Consider the following 20,605-nt stretch of genomic DNA (forward strand, 5'->3'; position numbering starts at 1 on the left):
AAAAAGCCCGCTGTAAGCAAGCGGGCTTTTTCTTATATGACAGCATCAAATTGATTGACTTTCCAAACGTTGTTTTCTTTTACGAATGTTACATCGCGTTTTGCTGACGGAGAACCGTCAAGAGTCGGTACAGTGAAGCGGTATGTTTGAGCGCTTCCTTTTTTAGAAAGAAGAGTCATTTTTGCTTTTTTCCAATTCAGGAGGTTATCTCCGTCGCCGACAGGAACAGCCAATTTGCCGTCTTTTACAGTGAAGTGGTAATCTTTGAACCCTTTGTCAATCGCTTGCTTTGTAAAAGCGGGTGTCAGATATTTTACGGCTTTCGCTTTTGTTCCGAGGTCTTTGCACATAAATACATATTGCAGATTTTGATATTCAAACGGTTCAGATGTGCAATTTGTGTTTGATTTAAGAGCACCGCCGCTCATTGTGTTCCAGAAATGTTCTCTCGCTGACAGGGCCAGCTGAAGTGCTTGTTTTTGTGTAAGGTCATTAGGTGCATTTTTTGCGGTCGCCGCAGTGCCCAATGACAGAATCAATGTAATAGTAGTGAGGAATAATAGCCATTTTTTCATGATATAATCTCTCCTTCAATCAATCTCTTTCTCTTATGTTACAAATGTTACAATAATTACGGTAAGATTACAATACCTTTTCAGAAATATTTTCCGGACTTTTTATTTTTATGGTTTATTTCCATGTAAGACGTGAGAAAAAGATAAAGAGTTTCATTGAACAAAAGGTTTTTACAAGCTGTCTGCTGAATAATAAAATGGAAGAAAATCAAAAAAGGAGTCCTACATATGGAAGTACAAGATCATTTAGAAACAGCGGAAGGCCGCGGCCAGTCTGTCTGGCGATCGATGTCACTGTTTTTAGTGCCGCTGCTTTTAAGCAATGTATTGCAATCTGTCGGCCAATTGGTCGGAATGGTATTTGTCGGAAGGTGGCTCGGAGTCGATGCGCTTGCCGCCGTATCGTCTTTTTTTCCGCTGTTTTTTCTGCTGATCTCCTTTACGATCGGAATCGGTTCGGGAAGTTCCATTCTGATCGGGCAGGCTTACGGCGCGAAAAACGAAGAGAGGATGAAGGCGATTGTCGGCACTACACTGACTTTTACCTTTATGATCGGTGTTGTTCTGGCAGTTGTCGGCAGTGTGTTTACGCTTGATATTCTGCGGCTGATGGGAACGCCGGAAAACGTAATAGATGTCAGTGTCCGATATGCGCGCATTTTGTTTTGCGCAATGCCGCTGATGTTTTTATATTTTGCGTATACGACATTTTTACGCGGAACGGGAGATTCAAAGACTCCGTTTTATACGTTAATCGTCAGTACAGTCATAAACATCGGGCTTTTGCCCTTATTGATTCTCGGGCTTTTCGGACTTCCGAAGTTCGGCATTTACGGTTCGGCGTATGCAACCGTAATTTCAAACATCGTGACATTTATCGTACTCATGGTTTATTTGCGGAAAAGGAAACATCCATTGGCATTTGACCGGACTGCGCTCCGTTCTCTTAAAATGGACAAAAAGCTGCTTGCGCTTTTACTCCGTCTCGGTATTCCGTCGAGCATCAATATGATTCTCGTTTCACTTTCTGAAATTGCGGTCATTTCATTTGTCAATCATTACGGATCAAACGCGACGGCTGCTTACGGGGTCGTCAACCAAGTGGCGAGTTATGTGCAGATGCCGGCGGTAAGCCTCGGTATCGCCGTTTCAATTTTTGCCGCCCAATCCATTGGCGCCAATCAATTCGGCCGGCTGAAGCAGGTCATCAAAGTCGGCATCGGCCTGAATTATTTGATCGGCGGGGTTTTGATTGTGCTGATTTATACCTTCTCCCGGCAGATACTGGCTTTGTTTTTAACAGATCAGGATACACTCCACATTGCCCGCAATCTGATTATGATTACCCTTTGGAGCTATCTGATTTTCGGTCACGCTCAGATTGTTTCAGCAACAATGCGGGCGAGCGGTACGGTGTTATGGCCGACGATTATCAGCATTTTTGCGATTTGGGGAATTGAAGTGCCTGTGGCCTTTATTCTTTCTCATTATACGAATCTCGGCATTCTAGGCATTTGGGTCGGTTATCCGGCGGCTTTTGTCGTCAGCCTGCTGCTGCAATACGGATATTACCGGTTTGTATGGAAGAAAAAACAGATTACCCGGCTGATTCAATAAGGTTTTACCGCACATCGCTCAGTTCATACGGGCGATGTTTTTTTAGAGAAGGAAAATGAGTTTAGAAAATGGAATTCCTATACATGCTAGAAAACAAGGAAAGGGCAGGTGCTTATGACGATTGAACATACGACTTATTTAGGGGTTTCAGCCATTAAAGCGGAGACTGATCAGGCTGAATGCATCATTGTGCCGGAGTGGGGATCAAATGTCATATCGCTTCGGGATAAAAGAACCGGTATGCGGCTTCTTAGAGAACCGGAAACTGCGGAGCAATTCCGCGCAAAACCGATGCTGTACGGCATTCCCGTTTTATTCCCGCCGAACCGGATTACGGATGGGACGTTTCGTTTTGACGGCCGCGCGTATCAATTTGAGATAAACGAAGAGGATAAACATAATCATATTCACGGCTTTCTTCACAATCAGCATTGGAAAGCGGCGGCAGCGAAAGAAGAGGGGGATGGAATGAAAGTCGAAACAGAAATTGATCTTTCAAAGATTCCCCGTGTTCACAAACAATTTCCGCACGATGTCATTGTCCGGATGACCTATACATTAAAAGACAATGTGTTTACGCAGCGGGCGCTGATTATCAACAAGGGAACGGAGGCTTTTCCTTGGGGGCTCGGCTATCATTCAACTTTTGTTTTCAATGAAGAGCGATCCCGTCTATTTTTGACGGCTGACCGCATGTGGGAATTAAATGAACGTTTCGTGCCGACGGGCCGTTTATTGGATGTGCCTGATAAAGAAGCGTTCCGTCATGGGATGTCTTTGAAAAATAAACAGTTTGACGATGTTTTTCTTTCTTCCGGACGGAACGGCGGCAATAACGAAGCTGTTATTTATCATCCGGATGAGAAATTATCCGTTTTGTATCAGGCAGACACGTCTTTCAAGCATTGGGTGGTATATAACGGTGACGGAAAGCAGGGGTTTGTCAGTCTTGAGCCTTATACTTCCGTTACAGATGCATTTAATCTGAATCAGCCTGCATCACTGACAGGGCTTCAGATTCTGAAACCGGGCGAAGAAGCGGCTGCGTCATCCAGGATCACCATTTTGCATGACGAAGAATAGGAAAGAGGCGGGATAACATTGAAAACATATGTGAAACGCTTGAGCGCGGTGATTCTGCTTTTGATCATTGCCGCAGTTCCTTATATTGATGATGCGGCTAAGGCGGCTGAACAAAAAAATACTTTGCAAAAAGAGCTGGAACACATTCTGGATGAAGAACCTGCTTTAAAGGGAGCTTCAGCGGGCGTCAGTGTCCGGTCAGCAAAAACAGGGGAGGTGCTGTTCGGCAGCCGGGAAGATATGCGGCTTAGGCCTGCATCACTGATGAAGCTGCTGACGGCATCTGCGGCGCTTTCCGTTCTCGGAGAAGATTACACCTTTAAGACAGAAGTACGGGCAGACGGCGCCGTGAAAGGAAAACAGCTGCGCGGAAACCTTTATCTCAGGGGAAAAGGCGATCCGACCCTATTGGCTTCTGATTTTGAGAAGATGGCTAAACAGGTCAAAGCCAGAGGCATCCATGTCATTAAAGGAGATCTGGTCGGGGATGACTCGTGGTATGACGATACCAGGTATTCAGTTGATCTTCCGTGGAGCGATGAAGGCCAATATTATGGCGCGCAAGTATCAGCTCTTACCGCTTCCCCAAATGAGGATTATGATACCGGAACGGTGATTGCGGAAATCAGCCCGGCAAAACAGCCCGGTAAAAAGCCGCGCATTTCGATTTCTCCCCATACGGACGTCGTTCGTGTGAAAAATGAAGTGAAAACCGTCGCTTCTGATGAAAAGAAAGAATTGACGGTTGAACGGGAGCACGGTGGCAATGTGATTACGATAAAGGGAACTATACCTGCCGGCTCGGCACAGGCAAAAGAATGGGCGGCGGTGTGGGATCCGTCGTCCTATGCTTTAGATTTATGGAAACAAGCGCTTACTAAACAGGGTATAACTGTAAAAGGGAAAATCAGAACAGGGCGAATGCCGCACCGCACCCAGCTTGTCACATCACGGACATCCATGCCTCTTTCAGAATTATTGATCCCGTTTATGAAACTGAGCAACAACGGGCACGCCGAAATTCTGATCAAGGAAATGGGAAAAGTGAAAAAAGGAGAGGGAAGCTGGGAAAAGGGCTCGGACGTGATGAAATCGGAGCTCAAATCGTTCGGGCTGAATCCGGATGAATTGATTGCAAGAGACGGATCCGGCGTTTCTCATGTTAACGGCGTATCCGCCGGCCAAATCGGAGAGCTTTTGTATGCGGTTCAGAAAGAAAAGTGGTACCCGGCTTTCCTTCGTTCGCTCCCTGTCGCGGGCGCAAGTGACAGAATGACGGGAGGAACCCTCCGGAATCGGCTGAAGGGCACCCCGGCGGAGGGCAAAATCAAAGCGAAAACCGGGTCATTAACGTCTGTCAGTTCGATTGCCGGCTATGCAGACACAAAAACAGGAGATACGCTTATTTTTTCCGTGCTTCAAAACGGGCTGCTTGACGAAGATGACGGAAAAGACATTGAAGACAAAATCGCAGTCGTGCTGGCAAATCAATAAGAAGGGCCGAATCCTTAGAGGATTCGGCTTTTTTGATGTCTGTAAAACATTATATTGCGATTATGAATCAATCTTTTCAAAAAGTAATACGGCAATATACTTCCTTTTTTTACATGGCACTGATTTTTCATTTTTAAACGTAAAACTTCTTTTCAGAAGGCAAAACCTTTTTAAAAGTGCAATTAATTATACATTTTATTCCTTATTATAGTGTTTAAGAACCAGTTTACAGTGTGCATACATACCGTTTTACATGGTATAAAGATTATAGAAATGAATAAATGAAGTGAGGAATATATACTATATTCTAAAAAATGTTAGAGAAAATTTAATTTTTTATTGTGATTTCTAAAATATGTTTTAAAATAATGCTATATGGATGATTTAGTCATATGCTGTCGAATTTTAATTGTAATTATTTCACTTTCTTATCCTCTTAAATTGAAATGGAGGGATTCCATTGAAGAACACTGTTTATTCTTTAACTCACGCCCAAAGAAGAGTCTGGTTTACAGAGCTGCTCGAGCCGGGCACAAGTATCTGCAATCTCGCGGCGTGCGTCAAATTCAGGGGGAATATCGACTTTGACGTATTGCGCCGTGCTTTAGATTTCTCTATCTTGCAAAATGATTCGCTCAGGTTTCAACTGACGGAAGGGGACGGCTCAGAACCCCAGCTGTATCTGGCCGGGCATCGGCCGATTTCTTTAGAGACCGTTGATTTTACTCATATTGATCAATCAGAGCGGGAGGCATGGATTGACAAACAGACGCGTGTTCCGTTCAAGCTGTTTCATTCACCGCTGTATCAATTTACTCTGCTTGTCATGTCAGACGAAGAAGTTTGGCTTTATTCAAAATTTCACCATATTATTATGGACGGCATCTCGCTCAATCTGCTTGGCAATCAGCTCATTGAAATCTACCAAAAAATCATGCGAAGCGAGGATTTGGCCGAACACCAAAGCCCTTCCTATCTCAGCTACATGGAAAAAGAACAGCAATACTTACAGTCTTCCCGTTTTCAAAAAGACCGTTCATTTTGGACTGAAACATACCGAACCGTTCCGGAACACCTTTCACTGGCGGAACGAACCTCTCATCTTAGACAAAGCACTGCGGCTTCAAGAGATACAATCACTCTTTCCCACTCCTTAGAACAATCAATCCGGCGTTTTTGCAAAGATCATAATGTCAGCATCATCTCTCTGTTTATGGCTTCGTTATACATATGCATCAGCCGTCTGACGGCTAAAAAGGATATTGCCATCGGTACTTATTACGGAAACCGGGGCTCCAGGCTCGAAAAGGATATGCTCGGCATGTTCGTCAGCACACTGCCGATCAGAATGACGGCAGATCCTGATGCGGAGTTCCTGTCCTTTGTCCGCAGCGTAGGAAAAGAGCAGCTGTCTGTTATGCGGCACCAGAAATATCCTTACAATCTTTTTGTCAATGAATTAAGGCAGATTCATCACGACCTGCAAAATATCATCGGGATTTCGATGCAATACCAGCCTCTCGCGTGGCGTCAGGCAGAAGGTTTCGATTATGAAACGGCGATGTTTTTCAGCGGGCATACGGCAAATGAGCTGTCCATTTTAATTAAGGAGCGGACAGATACGGGATTGATTGAGCTGAATTTTGATTATCAATCCGCTTTATTTACTAAAACATCGATTAAACGAATTCAAACTCATTTGCTGACGATCGTTGAAAATGCCGTTAGAAATCCAAACCGGCTGATTCGGCATATTGATATGGCGGATGAAAAAGAAAAGAAACGGGTGTTAACTGCGTTTAACCGTACAGAAACGGCTGAACCGCCGGCCCCGACGCTTCACGGGCTGTTTACCCGCCGCGCCGAGCTTTCGCCGCATCGTCCGGCGCTCCGTTTTCCGGGCGGTATGCTGACGTACGCCGAGCTTGATCAGTACACGGACAGGCTCGCCGTTCGGCTCCGCCAAAAAGGCATCCGCAAAGAAAGCATGGTCGGCGTACTCGCTGAACGCTCGCCGGAGATGGTGGTTTCAGTGCTTGCCGTGTTAAAAGCGGGCGGCGCCTACGTGCCGCTTGACCCGGAGTATCCTGAGGACAGGCTGCGCTATATGCTCGATGACTGCGGCGCTTGTCTTCTGCTTGCACAGCCGGGATTATCCGTTTCCGGTTTTTCCGGAGAAACGCTAGAAGTGTCTCTTTCTTCTCTGACAGGCGAGACGGAGACAGGGGCTGTCTCTGAAGAAGCGGATGCTGATTCGCTCGCTTATATCATTTATACGTCCGGTTCGACGGGAACACCGAAGGGAGTAGCTGTTGAACACCGTCAGGCCGCCGCCTTTTTATCAGGGATGCAAGGGCAGTTTCCGTTAACGGAAGAGGATGTTATCGTGCTGAAATCATCCTTTTCATTCGACGCCTCTATCTGGCAATTGTTTTGGTGGACGATGTCAGGCGCCTCCGTGTATCTGCTTCCTGCCGGCTGGGAGAAAGATCCTGTGCGGATGATTGAAGCATTTGCCTCAGAAAAGGTGACGACCGCGCATTTTATTCCGGCAATGGTCAACAGCTTTTTAGACGCGCTGGAAACGGAGCCTGAGGAAACAAGAACACGCCTCGGCAGAACACTGACACGCGTGTTTGCCGGAGGCGAAGCTCTTTCACCGCTTACGGCTGCCCGGTTTGCCGATCTGTTGCCGGAGACGATGCTTATTCACGGCTATGGACCGACGGAAGCGACGGTTGATGCGGCGTTTTACGTCTGTGACCGAAAACGGGACAGCGGACGGACAAGGCTTCCGATCGGAAAACCCGTTCCGGGTGCCCGTCTGTATGTATTAGATAGCGGAGGAACCATCCAGCCTGCGGGCGTGGCAGGAGAGCTGTACATCGCTGGGACAGGGGTGGCCCGCGGCTATCTGAACCGACCTGAGCTGACGGAGGAGCGTTTTCTCGATGATCCGTTTTATCCGGGAGAACGCATGTATCAGACAGGCGATATCGCACGCTGGACAGAAGACGGCCTTGTCGAATGGCTCGGCCGTTCAGACGGACAGGTGAAAGTCCGCGGCTACCGGATTGAACCGGGGGAAATCGAAGCGGCGATCCGGCGCATCGACGGCATTCGTGAGGCGGCGGTCACCGCCCGGACCGAACACGGCGAAACCGCGCTTTACGCCTATATCGAAGGACGGGAAAGCGATGACGTGCGGGCGGAGCTTGCGACACGCCTTCCGGCTTACATGATGCCGGCTCAGTTTATAGAGATGACCGAGTGGCCGGTCACGCCGAGCGGAAAGCTTGACCGCCGCGCGCTGCCGGCTCCCGGCGGAGCGGCAGACAGACGGGCGTACACCGCCCCGCGGAACGTCACGGAAATGAAGCTTTGCGGTCTTTGGGAAGAGGTGCTGAAAAACGGCCCCGTCGGCATCCGAGATCACTTTTTTGAGCGGGGCGGCCATTCGTTAAAAGCGACGGCTCTCGTCTCCCGCATTGCCAAAGAGTTCGGTGTTCAGGTGCCGTTACAAGACATCTTCGCCCGGCCGACGGTGGAAGAACTCGCTTCGGTTATTCAGGACTTGGAAGAGAGCCCGTATGAAGCAATTCAGCCTGCGCAAAAACAGGACACCTACCCGGTGTCTTCGGCGCAGAAACGGATGTATGTGCTCCAACAGCTTGAAGACGGCGGTGTCGGCTACAATATGCCGGCTGTGCTGGAACTGACGGGCCCGCTTGACCGCGGCCGGCTGGAGGAGACGTTCCGGCAGCTTGTGGAGCGGCACGAGTCGCTCAGAACGTCCTTTGAAACGGGGCCTGACGGCGAACCGGTGCAGCGCATCCATGACAGCGTACCGTTTCAGCTCGATGAGGCCGAGTCAGCTGACGCATTCGTCCGGCCGTTTTGTCTGGAGGAAGCGCCGCTCTTCCGTGCGGCCCTCGTGAAAGAATCCGACGAACACCATCTTTTATTAACGGATATGCATCATATTATTTCTGACGGTGTGTCCGTCAACACCTTGATAAAAGAATTCGGCGAGCTGTACGCAGGCCGTTCGCTTGCGCCGATGCGCCTTCAATATAAAGACTATGCCGTCTGGCAGCGGTCGTTTCAGGAGAAAGAAGGGTACCAGAAACAGGAAGCGTATTGGCTGAAGCGGCTAGAAGGAGAGCTCCCGGTGCTTGAGCTCCCGGCTGACAAGCCCCGTCCGGCTGTCAGAAGCTTTGCGGGCGGCAGCGTATCGTGCACGCTTGACGCTGAAACGGCATCCGGCCTTCACCGCATCGCCCGGGATCACGGCTCCACTTTGTATATGGTGCTTCTCGCCGCGTACAATACGTTACTCGCGAGATTGAGCGGGCAGGAAGACATCATCGTCGGCTCGCCGATTGCCGGGCGTCCGCACAAAGACCTTGAACCGATTCTCGGCATGTTCGTCAACACGCTGGCCATCAGAACGGAGCCGAAAGGAGACAAACGGTTTACCGATTACTTGGCGGAAGTCCGCCAGGCGGCGCTTGAGGCGTATGAGCATCAGGACTATCCGTTTGAGGAGCTTGTGGAACGGCTCGGCGTGCAGCGGGACATGAGCCGCAATCCGCTGTTTGATGCGATGTTTATTCTTCAGAATATGGAGCGAGAGGAGATAAATCTGGCCGGTCTGAAGGCGTCACGATCAGAGCATACCGAACATGATGTATCAAGTTTTGACCTGACCTTATCAGCGGCTGAATCCGATGGAAACATCCGCTTTGAAATGGAATTCAGCACCGAGCTTTTTAAGAAAGAAACGATTGAACGCTGGATGGGCCACTTACTGAATCTCTTGCGCCATGTTGCCGCCGAACCGGAAGTCACACTATCGAAAACTGACATTTTGAATGAAGAAGAAAAACAAAAGTTACTGATTGAGTTTAATAACACACAAACCGAATTCATGGAAAAACACAAACTGTTTCACCAGTTGTTTGAAGAGAAAGCAGAAGAAACGCCTCATCAGACCGCTGTTATTGAAGGAACACAACAGATCAGCTATTCGCAGCTTAACGAGCGGGCAAATCGGCTTGCGCGAACATTACACAAAAATGGATTCGGTCCGGGAAAAAGAGCAGCTATATTGGCAAACCGTTCGATTGAAGCGATCGTCAGCGTTCTTGCCGTCATGAAATCGGGAGGGGCGTATATACCGGTTGACTCCCATTATCCCGAAGAACGGATTCGCTATTTATTAAAAGACAGCGCGGCATCCGTCTTGATGGTGCAGTCAGAATACAAAGAACTTGCTTCACAGCTGACGGATCACAATTTATTTCTCATTCAGCTCGATCATGAAGATCAATACGATATTTGTGCAAAGAATATTCAGCCGGCAGCGTCTCCGGATGATACTGCATATATCATATATACTTCGGGAACAACGGGAACGCCGAAGGGAGTCGAAGTCAGAAATCTCAGCTTTACGCATGCAGCACTTGCATGGCGGAAAATTTATGAGCTTGATCGTAAACCAGTCCGAGTGCTGCAGATGGCGAGTTTCTCATTTGATGTATTTTCAGGGGATCTTGCACGCGCCCTGCTAAACGGAGGAACGCTTGTCATTTGTCCGGATGACGTCCGGCTTGAGCCACAACAGCTTTATCAGCTCATTGATCAGCACCGTATCACGTTTATGGAGTCGACACCCGCGCTGATTGTTCCGTTTATGGAATATATATATCGCCGGAAGCTCGCGCTGCAAAGTGTAAAAATACTTGTACTGGGTTCAGATATGATCAAGTCGCAGGATTTTTATACGCTTCAAGAACGCTTCGGAAAAGAAATGCGGATCATTAACAGCTACGGTGTAACAGAAGCGACAATTGATTCTTCGTATTATGAAGCTAAAATGAGCGAAGAGCCGCGGGAAGATGATGTGCCGATCGGTGTTCCGCTTCCGAATGTGCAAATGTACGTCTTAAACAAAGACAAACAGGTCCAGCCGATCGGTGTTTTCGGAGAGCTGTATATCGGGGGCGCCGGCGTCGCCAAAGGATATTGGGGACAGCCTGAGCTGACAAAGGGCGCATTCAGTGACCCGTTACAAACGGGAGAAACGCTTTACAGAACTGGAGATCAGGCTTGCTGGCTTCCGGATGGAACTCTTCGTTTTAAAGGGCGGATCGATAAGCAGGTGAAGATCAGAGGATACAGAATTGAGACGGGAGAAATAGAAAGTGTGCTTTTGAAACACGATCAAGTCAAAGAAGCGGCTGTTACCGTGATGAAAGATGCTGAAGGACAAGCCCGATTAGCGGCATACATCGTTCCTAAAGAGGCCGATATCTCATCACTTCGCCAGTCTCTTATGCAGGAGCTCCCGGCTTATATGATGCCGTCTCATATTATCGGCTTAGACAGCATGCCCCTGACACTGAACGGCAAACTTGATAAATCGGCACTGCCGGCAGAAGAGATACATTCATCACAGGCATTTGTCGCGCCCGGCGATGAAAAACAGGAGATGTTATGCCGGATTTGGGAAGATGTGCTTCATGTTCAGAAAGCGGGAATTCATCACTCTTTCTTTGAGCTTGGGGGAGATTCCATTAAGGCGCTTCAAGTGTCAGCCCGACTCGCCGGAGAAGGCTGGAACATGTCGATCCGCGATTTGTTTCAATTCCCAACGATTGCAGAACTCGCAAAGCACCTCACGCCGGCTGTTGCAACGGCTGATCAGGGGCCGATAGAAGGAAGCGCTCCGCTGACACCGATCCAGCAGAGATTTTTTGAGGAGCCGGGTGCGTTTGAGCTTCATTATAACCAAGCGGTCATGCTGTGCAGTGAAGACAGCCTCGAAATAGATGCGCTGTATCAGGCGGTTTGCGCGCTGACAGAACATCATGATGCGCTGCGAATGACCTTCACTGAAAATGAGCATGGGGAAACGGTTCAATATAATCGCGGAATCACAAAGCAGTATGAAGAAATCTTTACGCTTAACGTCATAGATATTTCAGAAGAAACGCAGCCCGAAAAACGGATAGCCGCTGAGGAAAAAGAAATACAGCAGGCTATGCGTCTTGATCAGGGGCCTCTGCTTCATCTCGGAGTGTTCAGGCAGAAGGAAGCCGACCATCTGCTTATAACGATTCATCACCTTATCGTGGACGGCGTGTCATGGAGGATATTGCTTGAAGATCTGCAGACAGCTTATCAGCAGGCATTGGACGGCAAACAAATCGAACTGCCGCCGAAAAGCGATTCTTATATAAAGTATGCCGAAGAACTTTTTGACATTTCCAAAAGCAAAGCATTGCTGGAGGAAGCCGCATACTGGGACAGCGTGATGTCTAGTGAAACAGCGCCGCTGCCGAAAATAACTGATGAAAACGCCGGACGATTGCAGGAAAACGCGTGCACTGCATCGTGGATATTAAGCAGCGAAGTCACGAAACAGCTGCTGTTGGAAACACAGCAGGCATACGGAACGGATGTTCATGAATTGCTTTTAACGGCGCTTGGAATGGCGCTTCATGAGTGGACGGGTTCTGAACAGATGCTTATCAGCACTGAGGGGCACGGTCGCCAGGGGCATATACCTGACATTGATATGTCAAGAACGGCAGGCTGGTTTACATCTGTTTACCCGGTGCTTTTGGATATGAGAGTGCCGGACGGCTCAGGCGAAACAACCGCGCACCGCATAAAGACGGTAAAAGACATGATGCGACGGGTTCCTCACCACGGAACCGGCTACGGGCTGCTGAGATATTCGCGAAACATTCTTTATAAAGACCCAGAAATAAGCTTTAACTATCTCGGTGCGTTTGACGGTCTTGAAGGAACGCTGAAGATGTCACCGTTCAAGCCGCAGCATGATATAGCGGCCGGGCGCATCCGCGAGTTTGATCTGGATATTAACGCGATGGTGGCGGCCGGGCAACTGGAGGTAAAAGCCGTTTATACCGATGTATTTGCACCGGGGGCAATCGAGTTCTTCATGAATCGTTTCCATACTCACCTCGAGGACATCATCGCCCACTGTTCCGGCAAAAAAGAGCGGGAAAAAACATTAACGGATTACAGCCATACAGAATTGACCGCTCAAGCACTATCGAGCATTGAAGATCTCGTAAAAGGACTTTAATTTCATAAAAAGGTGTGTGGCATTCGTGACACAAGCGACAGAAATTCAAGATATTTACCCTTTATCATATATGCAGGAAGGCATGCTGTTTCATTCGCTTCTGGATTCCGGATCAAACGCATATGTCGAGCAGATTTCGTTTACAGTCAGCGGGGATTTATGCATTGATACATTCCAAAAAAGTCTGGATATGCTTGTCAGCCGCTATGATATTTTCAGAACGATTTTCATAAAAGAAGTGCCTGACCTTGAAGGTCCGCAGCAGGTTGTCCTTTCACGCCGTGACACAGCCGTACAGACTGAGAACATTTCAGACTATTCGGAAGAACGGCAGCAAAGCATCATTGAGGAATTCAAGGAAACCGACCGGCATAAGGGGTTTGATCTGCAAAAAGGCCCCTTAATGCGCCTGACTCTTTTTCAAACGGGAGAAAACCGCCATACGTGCGTTTGGACTCACCATCACATTATGATGGACGGCTGGAGCTTGGGCATTGTGCTGAAAGATTTCTTCAGCATGTATTATGCGATCCGGAACGGGCGGCCTGTAAACCTCGGCAGTCCGGCTCCGTACAGCTCTTATATCAAATGGCTCCGAAGCCGGAATAAAGAAGAAACGTCAGCGTTCTGGTCGCGCTGCTTGGAAGATTACGGAGAAGTCGTTTCCGTTCCGCAAACGAAGCATAAGCCGGCGCAAAACGGTTATGCATCTGAGCATTTTCAATTTTCCCTTGAGCCTGAAACCGTACAAAAACTGACAGACATTGCCCGAAGCACCGGGGTCACGCTGAATACTTTATTTACGGGCATTTGGGGGTTGCTTCTCCATCGTTACAACGGCACTGAAGATGCGGTCTTCGGTTCGGTTGTTTCCGGCAGGCCGTCTGCTATCAGCGGCATTGAATCCATGGCTGGACTGTTTATCAATACCGTGCCGGTAAGGGTGCGCGCGGCTGGGGATATGACTTTTTCTTCTCTTCTCAAAAAGGTGCAAAAAGAGTCACTCGCTGCGGAAGAGCACAGCTATTATCCGCTTTATGACATTCAAAACGAGAGCGGTCTGCAAAAAGATCTCTTGAACCATATCCTGGTTTTTGAGAATTATCCGGTTCAGATGCAGGCTGCGGTAAACGGCTGGCAGCAAACGGAAAGCAGTGCGCTCTCACTTGAAAACTTTTCGATGGCGGAGGAAACCAATTACGATCTTAACGTCGTCATCGTTCCGGGAGAAGAGTTTTATGTAAAATTCAGCTACAATGCGGGCATCTACGATCGGGAAGAGATGAAACGGATCAAAGGGCATATTCTGGAGGTCATCTCCTGTGTAACGGAAGATCCGGACAGGCTTTTATCAAGCATCAGTCTCGTGCCTCCGGAGGAAGAAGCCTTGATTCATTCGTTTAACGAAACGAACCGTCCGTACCCTGAGACAACCGTTCATGGGCTGTTTGAAGAACAGGCGGCAAAAACGCCTGACCAAGAGGCGTTGAGATATAACGGGGTATGCTGGAGCTACAAGAAATTAAATCAGCGGGCGAATCAGATTGCGCATGCGTTAAGGGAAAAAGGCGCACGCCCCGACCAGATCACCGCTGTTATGCTGCGCCGATCAATGAGTACGGTTGCCGCTCTGCTCGGAATTTGGAAGTCGGGCAGCGCCTATATGCCGATTGATGCGGAATTTCCGCCTGAACGGATTTCATTTTTACTGAGAGACAGTGAAGCCTCACTGCTCGTGACTGAAAAAGACCTGCTCCCCCTCATCCCGCCGCATTTTAAAGGCAGCGTCGTCATCATGGAGGAAACGGTTTCCCAGCAGACCGCACCGCTTCCGCCGGTCTCTGACAGCGGAAATTGGGCGTATGTCATTTACACCTCCGGAACGACAGGCCGGCCGAAAGGGGTGCTTGTACAACACAAAGCGATCAGCAATACATTGCAATGGCGGCGTGAAGAATACGGGATGACAGAAGGGGACATAGCGCTTCATCTTTTTTCATACGTATTTGACGGGTCATTAACGAGTCTTTTCACTCCGCTTCTGTCGGGCGCCTGTGTATTGTTAACTGATGAAGATGATGCGAAAGACGTCCTTTCAATAAAACAGAAAATCACCCGCCACGGAGTGAGCCATCTTCTGATCGTTCCGTCTCTGTATCGCGTTCTGCTTGATTCGCTGACGAAAAAGGATGCGCAGACGCTTCGGGCGGTGACATTTGCCGGGGAAGCGGCCACCCCTGATATCGTGGAAGCGAGCCGCAACATATGCCCGAATGCCGAGCTGCTGAATGAATACGGCCCGACGGAAAACAGTGTGGCCACGACGATTCTGCGCAACCTGCAAAAAAGCAGCCGGATTACGATCGGGCGCCCGATTGCCAACACTTCTGTCTATATGATGCACGGAGATCGGCTGCAGCCGGTCGGAGCCGTCGGTGAACTGTGTATTTCCGGAAAAGGTCTGGCGGACGGATATTTTCAGCAAAAAGAGCTGACGGACAAAGTCTTTACCCCTCATCCGTTTCGTGAAGGTGAACGGCTGTACAGAACGGGAGATGCAGCCCGATTTTTACCGGATGGAACGATTGAATATATGGGACGCTTTGACGATCAGGTCAAGGTAAGAGGTTACAGAATTGAATTAGGAGAAATCGAAACGGCACTCAGAAGTCTGTCCGGGGTAAAAGAGGCGGCAGTCACCGTGCGCAAAACGGCGGACGGGGAACAGGAGCTTGCAGCTTATGTCGTACTGCAAAACGCGGGTGTGACATTTGACCCTCATGCCGAATTGGCCGGGAGATTACCTGCTTATATGATACCGGGAAGCTTTACGAAATTGACGGAAATGCCGCTGTCTGTGAGCGGAAAACTTGATCGGGCCGCACTTCCTGAGCCGAAAGAAGCTGAGAGAACCGGTGATTATCAAGCTCCGCGCACAATGCTTGAGACCGAGCTGCTGTCTATTTGGCAAGAAGTGCTGAAACGGGAACATATCAGTATGAGAGATGATTTCTTCCAAATCGGCGGACAGTCGCTGAAAGCCGCGTCGCTTGTTTCAAACATACATAAACGGCTCCAAATTGAACTTGCCGTCCGCCATGTTTTTGAACATCCGACCATCGAGAGCATGGCCCGCTTCCTTGAACAGAGGAAAAGAGGAGAATATGCAGAAATCACGCCTGCTGTGGCAAAGGACTTGTACCCGCTATCTTTTGCGCAAAAAAGGCTCTATGCCCTTCATCAGCTTGCAGCGGACAGTACAGGCTATCATATGCCCGCTTGTCTGGAACTGAGCGGCAGACTCAACCGGGATCGGCTGCACGAAGCCTTTTCAGCGCTGTTACAAAGGCATGAAGCGTTACGCACTTCATTTGTTTTACGAAACGGGGAGCCGATGCAGCACATACATTCACATGTCGATCTTGACCTCACAGAGATTCACATGCCATCCGGGAACCTTCTTCAAGAGGTGATGGAAACTTTCGTCAAACCGTTTGATGTGGAAAAAGCGCCGCTTTTGAGAGTGACTTTAGCCAAAGTCACTGAAGAACGTCATTTTCTGCTGCTTGATATGCATCATCTTATCGCAGACGGTGTGTCAATGAGCGTTCTGATTCAAGAATTGACGGATTTATACAGAGGAAAGGAGTTGCAGCCGTTAAAACTCCAGTACAAAGATTTTTCCGTCTGGCAGCATGAGCGGTTTGCCGCTGAAGAATTCAAAAGACATGAGCGTTATTGGCTGGAGACGATCGGGGAAAACATTCCCGTACTTGATCTGCCGCTCGATAAAAAGCGCCCGCAGCTTCCTGATTTCAGCGGGTCCGTTGTTCGAACGCGCCTTCAAAAGGAATCGGCGGAGAATTTGCGCCGGCTCATGGATGAGACAGGTTCGACGCTGTATATGATTCTTTTGGCAAGCTACTCCTTGTTCCTTTCTAAATTGAGCGGGCAGGAAGACATTGTCGTCGGTTCACCTGCGGCCGGCAGAAGCCGCGCTGAGCTTGACGGGGTCATCGGCATGTTTGTAAATACCGTGGCAATGAGAAGCAGGCCGAAAGGGGATAAGACATTCCGCGCTTATTTAGAAGAGGTGAAAATGCTCGCCCTCGGCGCGGCCGAACATCAGGACTTCCCGTTTGAAGAACTTGCCCAAAAGCTTGATACACACCGGGAAGTCAATCGCAATCCGCTGTTTGATGCCATGCTCGTTTTGCAAAACAGTGATGATTTCGAAGTGAACCTTCCGGGCTTATCCGTTTCTTCACATGCAGTGAAGCATGACATTTCAAAATTCGACTTGACGCTTCATGCCGAGGAACGGCCGGATGGCTCACTGGATTTTCATTTTGAATACAGTACCGCCTTGTTTGAAAAGGATACGATCGAACGGTGGGCCGGTCATTTTAAAGAGCTTTTAGGACAAATCGCATCGGATGATGAGCGGAAGCTGTCTGACATTCATTTGCTGGACACAAACGAGCGGCAGATGCTTCTTCAAGCGGGAAATCAAACGGCGGAGTATCCGAGGCATGAAACGATCGTCAGTTTATTTGAAGCACAGGCGGAAAAAATGCCGGATCAAATTGCAGCCGTCATGTCTGATGAGCGTCTCACCTACCGCGAGCTCAATGAAAAGGCGGATCGAATCGCCGATATGCTGTCGGAAAATGGCATCCGCTCCGGACAGATTGTCGGAATTATGACCGATCGATCTCCGGATATGCTGATTGGGATTCTCGGTATTTTAAAAGCGGGAGGAGCTTATCTGCCGATCGATCCTGACTATCCTGACGAGCGGATTTCATTTATGCTGACTGACAGCGGCGCGCGTGTTCTGTTGACGCAATCGGGTCTTGGGATATCCGGAATGGACGGGCTGCCGGTTTTATACATCGATAAGCCTGAATCCGTTTCAGCAGACAGAACGAAAGAAATGATAACGCCTGAACAGCCGGCTTACGTGATTTACACATCGGGCACAACAGGAAAACCGAAAGGCGTTATGACGGAACACCGCAATGTCATCAGCCTTATCACACATAAAGGACTGCCGTTTGATTTCGGCTCTGGAGACGTCTGGACGCTGTTCCACTCCTATTGCTTTGATTTTTCTGTATGGGAAATATTCGGCGCGCTCTTATACGGCGGAAAGGTAGTTATCGTGCCGAAAGAAACTGCCCGTGATCCGCATTTGTACCGGCAGCTGCTGCAAAGTGAAGGCGTAACGGTGCTGAACCAAACGCCGACGGCTTTTTCAGGACTCATTCATGAAGAGGCCGGGCATACGGACAGGCTACAGCTTCGATATGTCATTTTCGGCGGAGAGGCGCTTCAGCCCGGCATGCTGAAAAGCTGGAAAGAAAAGTACCCGGAGACGGAGCTTGTTAATATGTACGGCATTACGGAAACCACGGTTCACGTCACATGCAAAAAACTGAATATGGATGATATTGAGAGAAACAAAAGCAATATCGGCAGACCGCTGGGAACCCTTCATGCTTTTGTCATGGACGCCTATATGAATCTGCAGCCGATCGGAATTCCCGGTGAGCTTTATATCGGCGGGGAAGGCGTCGCGAGGGGGTATGTAAACAGGGATGATTTAACCGCCTCCCGTTTCATCACGAATCCGCACGGCATGCGGCTCTACCGGACGGGCGATATCGCCAAAAGGCTCTCAAATGGCGAGCTGGAATATGTCGGGCGTAAAGATGCGCAAGTAAAAGTCAGAGGCCACAGAATTGAGCTGGGAGAAATTAAATCAGCGCTGCAAGAGCTTTCCTCCGTGAAAGAGGCCGCCGTGATCACACGTGCTGATCAGCATGGTCAGCACTCCATTTACGCATACGCGGTCTTACACGGAAACGAAAAGATAAAAGAAGCAGAGATTCAGGCCTCTCTCAGAGCTTTTCTGCCGGAATATATGATTCCCGCCCGCTTGATAGAGCTTGATGAACTGCCTTTGACGGCGAATGGGAAGCTGGACGAGAAGGCGCTCCCGCAGCCTGAATTAAATGATAGCCTTGGAGATGATATCAGCCTGAGAAATGAAACTGAAGAAATGATGGCTGACATCTGGGAAGAACTCTTAGGTGTTGAAGGACTCGGCCCCAATGCTCATTTCTTCCATCTCGGCGGGGATTCGATTAAAGCGCTGCAAGTATGTGCGAGGCTGAAACAGCAGGGCTATGAAACGACCGTCCGCGAGCTGTTCGAGCATCAGACACTGGGAGAAGTATCGATGCGGCTCCGGAAAGTCCGCCGCGTGATTGATCAGGCTCCCGTCACGGGAGACGTGCCGCTGACGCCGATCCAGCATTGGTTCTTGTCGCAATCATTGCCGCATGATCATTTTAATCAGTCGGTTATGCTCCGCAGTGCGGACAGAATCAATGAATCTGCTATGAGAAAAGCGCTGGCACAGCTCGCGGTTCATCATGACGCATTACGGATGGTATGCGGCACGCAAAACGGATCGGTGATTCAATATAACAGAGCGGAAAACCTTTCTGAAGAAGAACTCTTTATGTTTGAAACGCATGACGTGAGAGGGAAAGGGTCATTACAAGAGGAGCACGCCGCAATTGAACAGGCGGCCGCCCTTATTCAAACTTCCATTCGGCTGGAGACGGGTCCGCTCGTAGCTGTCGGATTATTTCACGCTAATGATGGCGATCATCTGCTGCTTTCCATTCATCACCTTGTCATTGACGGGGTGTCATGGCGGATTTTATTTGAAGATCTCACCGCATGCTACAGGCAGGCGCTCGAAGGAAAAGAAACCGCGCTTCCGGCAAAAACCGATTCCTATCAGACTTACGCGAAGCAAATCTCTGATTATGCAAAAAGCCGCCGGCTGTTACAGGAAGCAGACTACTGGTCCGAAAGAGAAAAAGCGGCGGTCGAACCGCTTCCGAAAGATGCCCGCATCTCTTCCAATCTTCTGAAAGATACAGATGTGATGACCGTTACATTGACAAAACAGGAGACTGAGCAGCTGTTAACGGAAGCGAACAGAGCATACACAACAGAGACGGGTGAATTATTGCTTGCCGCGTTAAGCCTTGCGCTGAACAGATGGACTGGAAACGAGACATTCAAAATCAGCATGGAAGGCCATGGAAGGGAAGAGCATCTGGAGCATCTTGATATCAGCAGAACCATCGGCTGGTTTACGTCAATTTATCCGGTATTGGTTGACGCAAGTTTTCAAGATCAGACTGATGACGGCGAGCAGCTCGGCTATCACATTAAGCGGACAAAAGACATGATGCGCCGCATTCCGCATAAAGGAGCGGGATACGGGGTGCTGAAGTATATAAGCAAACTCTGGGAAGAGACTGAATCTGATGCTCCTGAAATCAGTTTTAACTATCTGGGGCAGTTCGACCGGGAAATCCGTTCCAGCGGCTTCGGTGTTTCTCCCGTAAAAGCGGGAAATGAAGTCAGCCCGGACTGGGAACGTCCGTACACACTTGATATCAGCGGCTCCGTATCGTCGGAATGTCTCAGCATGCATGTCGTGTACAACCGTTTTCAGTATCAAAAAGAAACGATTGAAGTTTTGACGGGACATTTTCATGCCTTTCTCAAGCAGATCATCACGCATTGCACAGGCAAAGAGGAGCGTGAATGGAGCGCCGCTGATTTCAGTGACGAGGAGTTAACGCTGGAAGATCTGAGTGACATTATGGGAGCCGTCAACAAACTATAG

General features: G+C 49.0%; 6 protein-coding genes. 5 read left to right on the forward strand and 1 reads right to left on the reverse strand.

Annotation, left to right across the window (positions count from 1 at the left end; genetic code table 11):
- Nucleotides 1-32: 32 nt before the first annotated feature.
- Nucleotides 33-575 (reverse strand): IseA DL-endopeptidase inhibitor family protein, encoded by a 543-nt coding sequence (locus tag ACWHAR_RS04960; protein WP_032873494.1) that lies wholly within the window; start codon nt 573-575, stop codon nt 33-35.
- Nucleotides 576-803: 228 nt separating this feature from the next.
- Between ACWHAR_RS04960 and ACWHAR_RS04965 the strand changes: the two genes are divergently transcribed.
- The 5 genes from ACWHAR_RS04965 (at nt 804) to ACWHAR_RS04985 (ending at nt 20,605) form a co-directional block, all read left to right on the forward strand.
- Nucleotides 804-2,192, forward strand: a complete 1,389-nt coding sequence (locus tag ACWHAR_RS04965) for an MATE family efflux transporter (protein ID WP_032873496.1) — start codon at nt 804-806, stop codon at nt 2,190-2,192.
- 114 nt (nt 2,193-2,306) lie between these two features.
- Nucleotides 2,307-3,275 carry an aldose 1-epimerase gene (locus tag ACWHAR_RS04970; protein WP_032873517.1) on the forward strand — a complete coding sequence of 323 codons (969 nt, stop codon included), beginning with the start codon at nt 2,307-2,309 and terminating at the stop codon, nt 3,273-3,275.
- 18 nt (nt 3,276-3,293) lie between these two features.
- Entirely contained in the window at nt 3,294-4,769 is a 1,476-nt protein-coding gene (gene dacB, locus ACWHAR_RS04975; protein ID WP_032873498.1) for a D-alanyl-D-alanine carboxypeptidase/D-alanyl-D-alanine endopeptidase, read from the forward strand.
- A gap of 460 nt (nt 4,770-5,229) precedes the next feature.
- Entirely contained in the window at nt 5,230-12,888 is a 7,659-nt protein-coding gene (locus ACWHAR_RS04980; RefSeq protein WP_045555042.1) for a non-ribosomal peptide synthetase, read from the forward strand.
- A gap of 25 nt (nt 12,889-12,913) precedes the next feature.
- On the forward strand, nt 12,914-20,605 hold the full coding sequence (locus tag ACWHAR_RS04985) for a non-ribosomal peptide synthetase (RefSeq protein ID WP_032872262.1): 7,692 nt from the start codon (nt 12,914-12,916) through the stop codon (nt 20,603-20,605).

The sequence above is a fragment of the Bacillus sp. LR--39 genome, assembly GCF_053613335.1.

Excerpts from the sequence above, each read along its gene's own strand:
- ACWHAR_RS04970 (WP_032873517.1), top strand. The coding sequence starts at position 2,307 with ATGACGATTGAACATACGACTTATTTAGGGGTTTCAGCCATTAAAGCG.
- ACWHAR_RS04960 (WP_032873494.1), bottom strand. The coding sequence starts at position 575 with ATGAAAAAATGGCTATTATTCCTCACTACTATTACATTGATTCTGTCA.
- ACWHAR_RS04965 (WP_032873496.1), top strand. The coding sequence starts at position 804 with ATGGAAGTACAAGATCATTTAGAAACAGCGGAAGGCCGCGGCCAGTCT.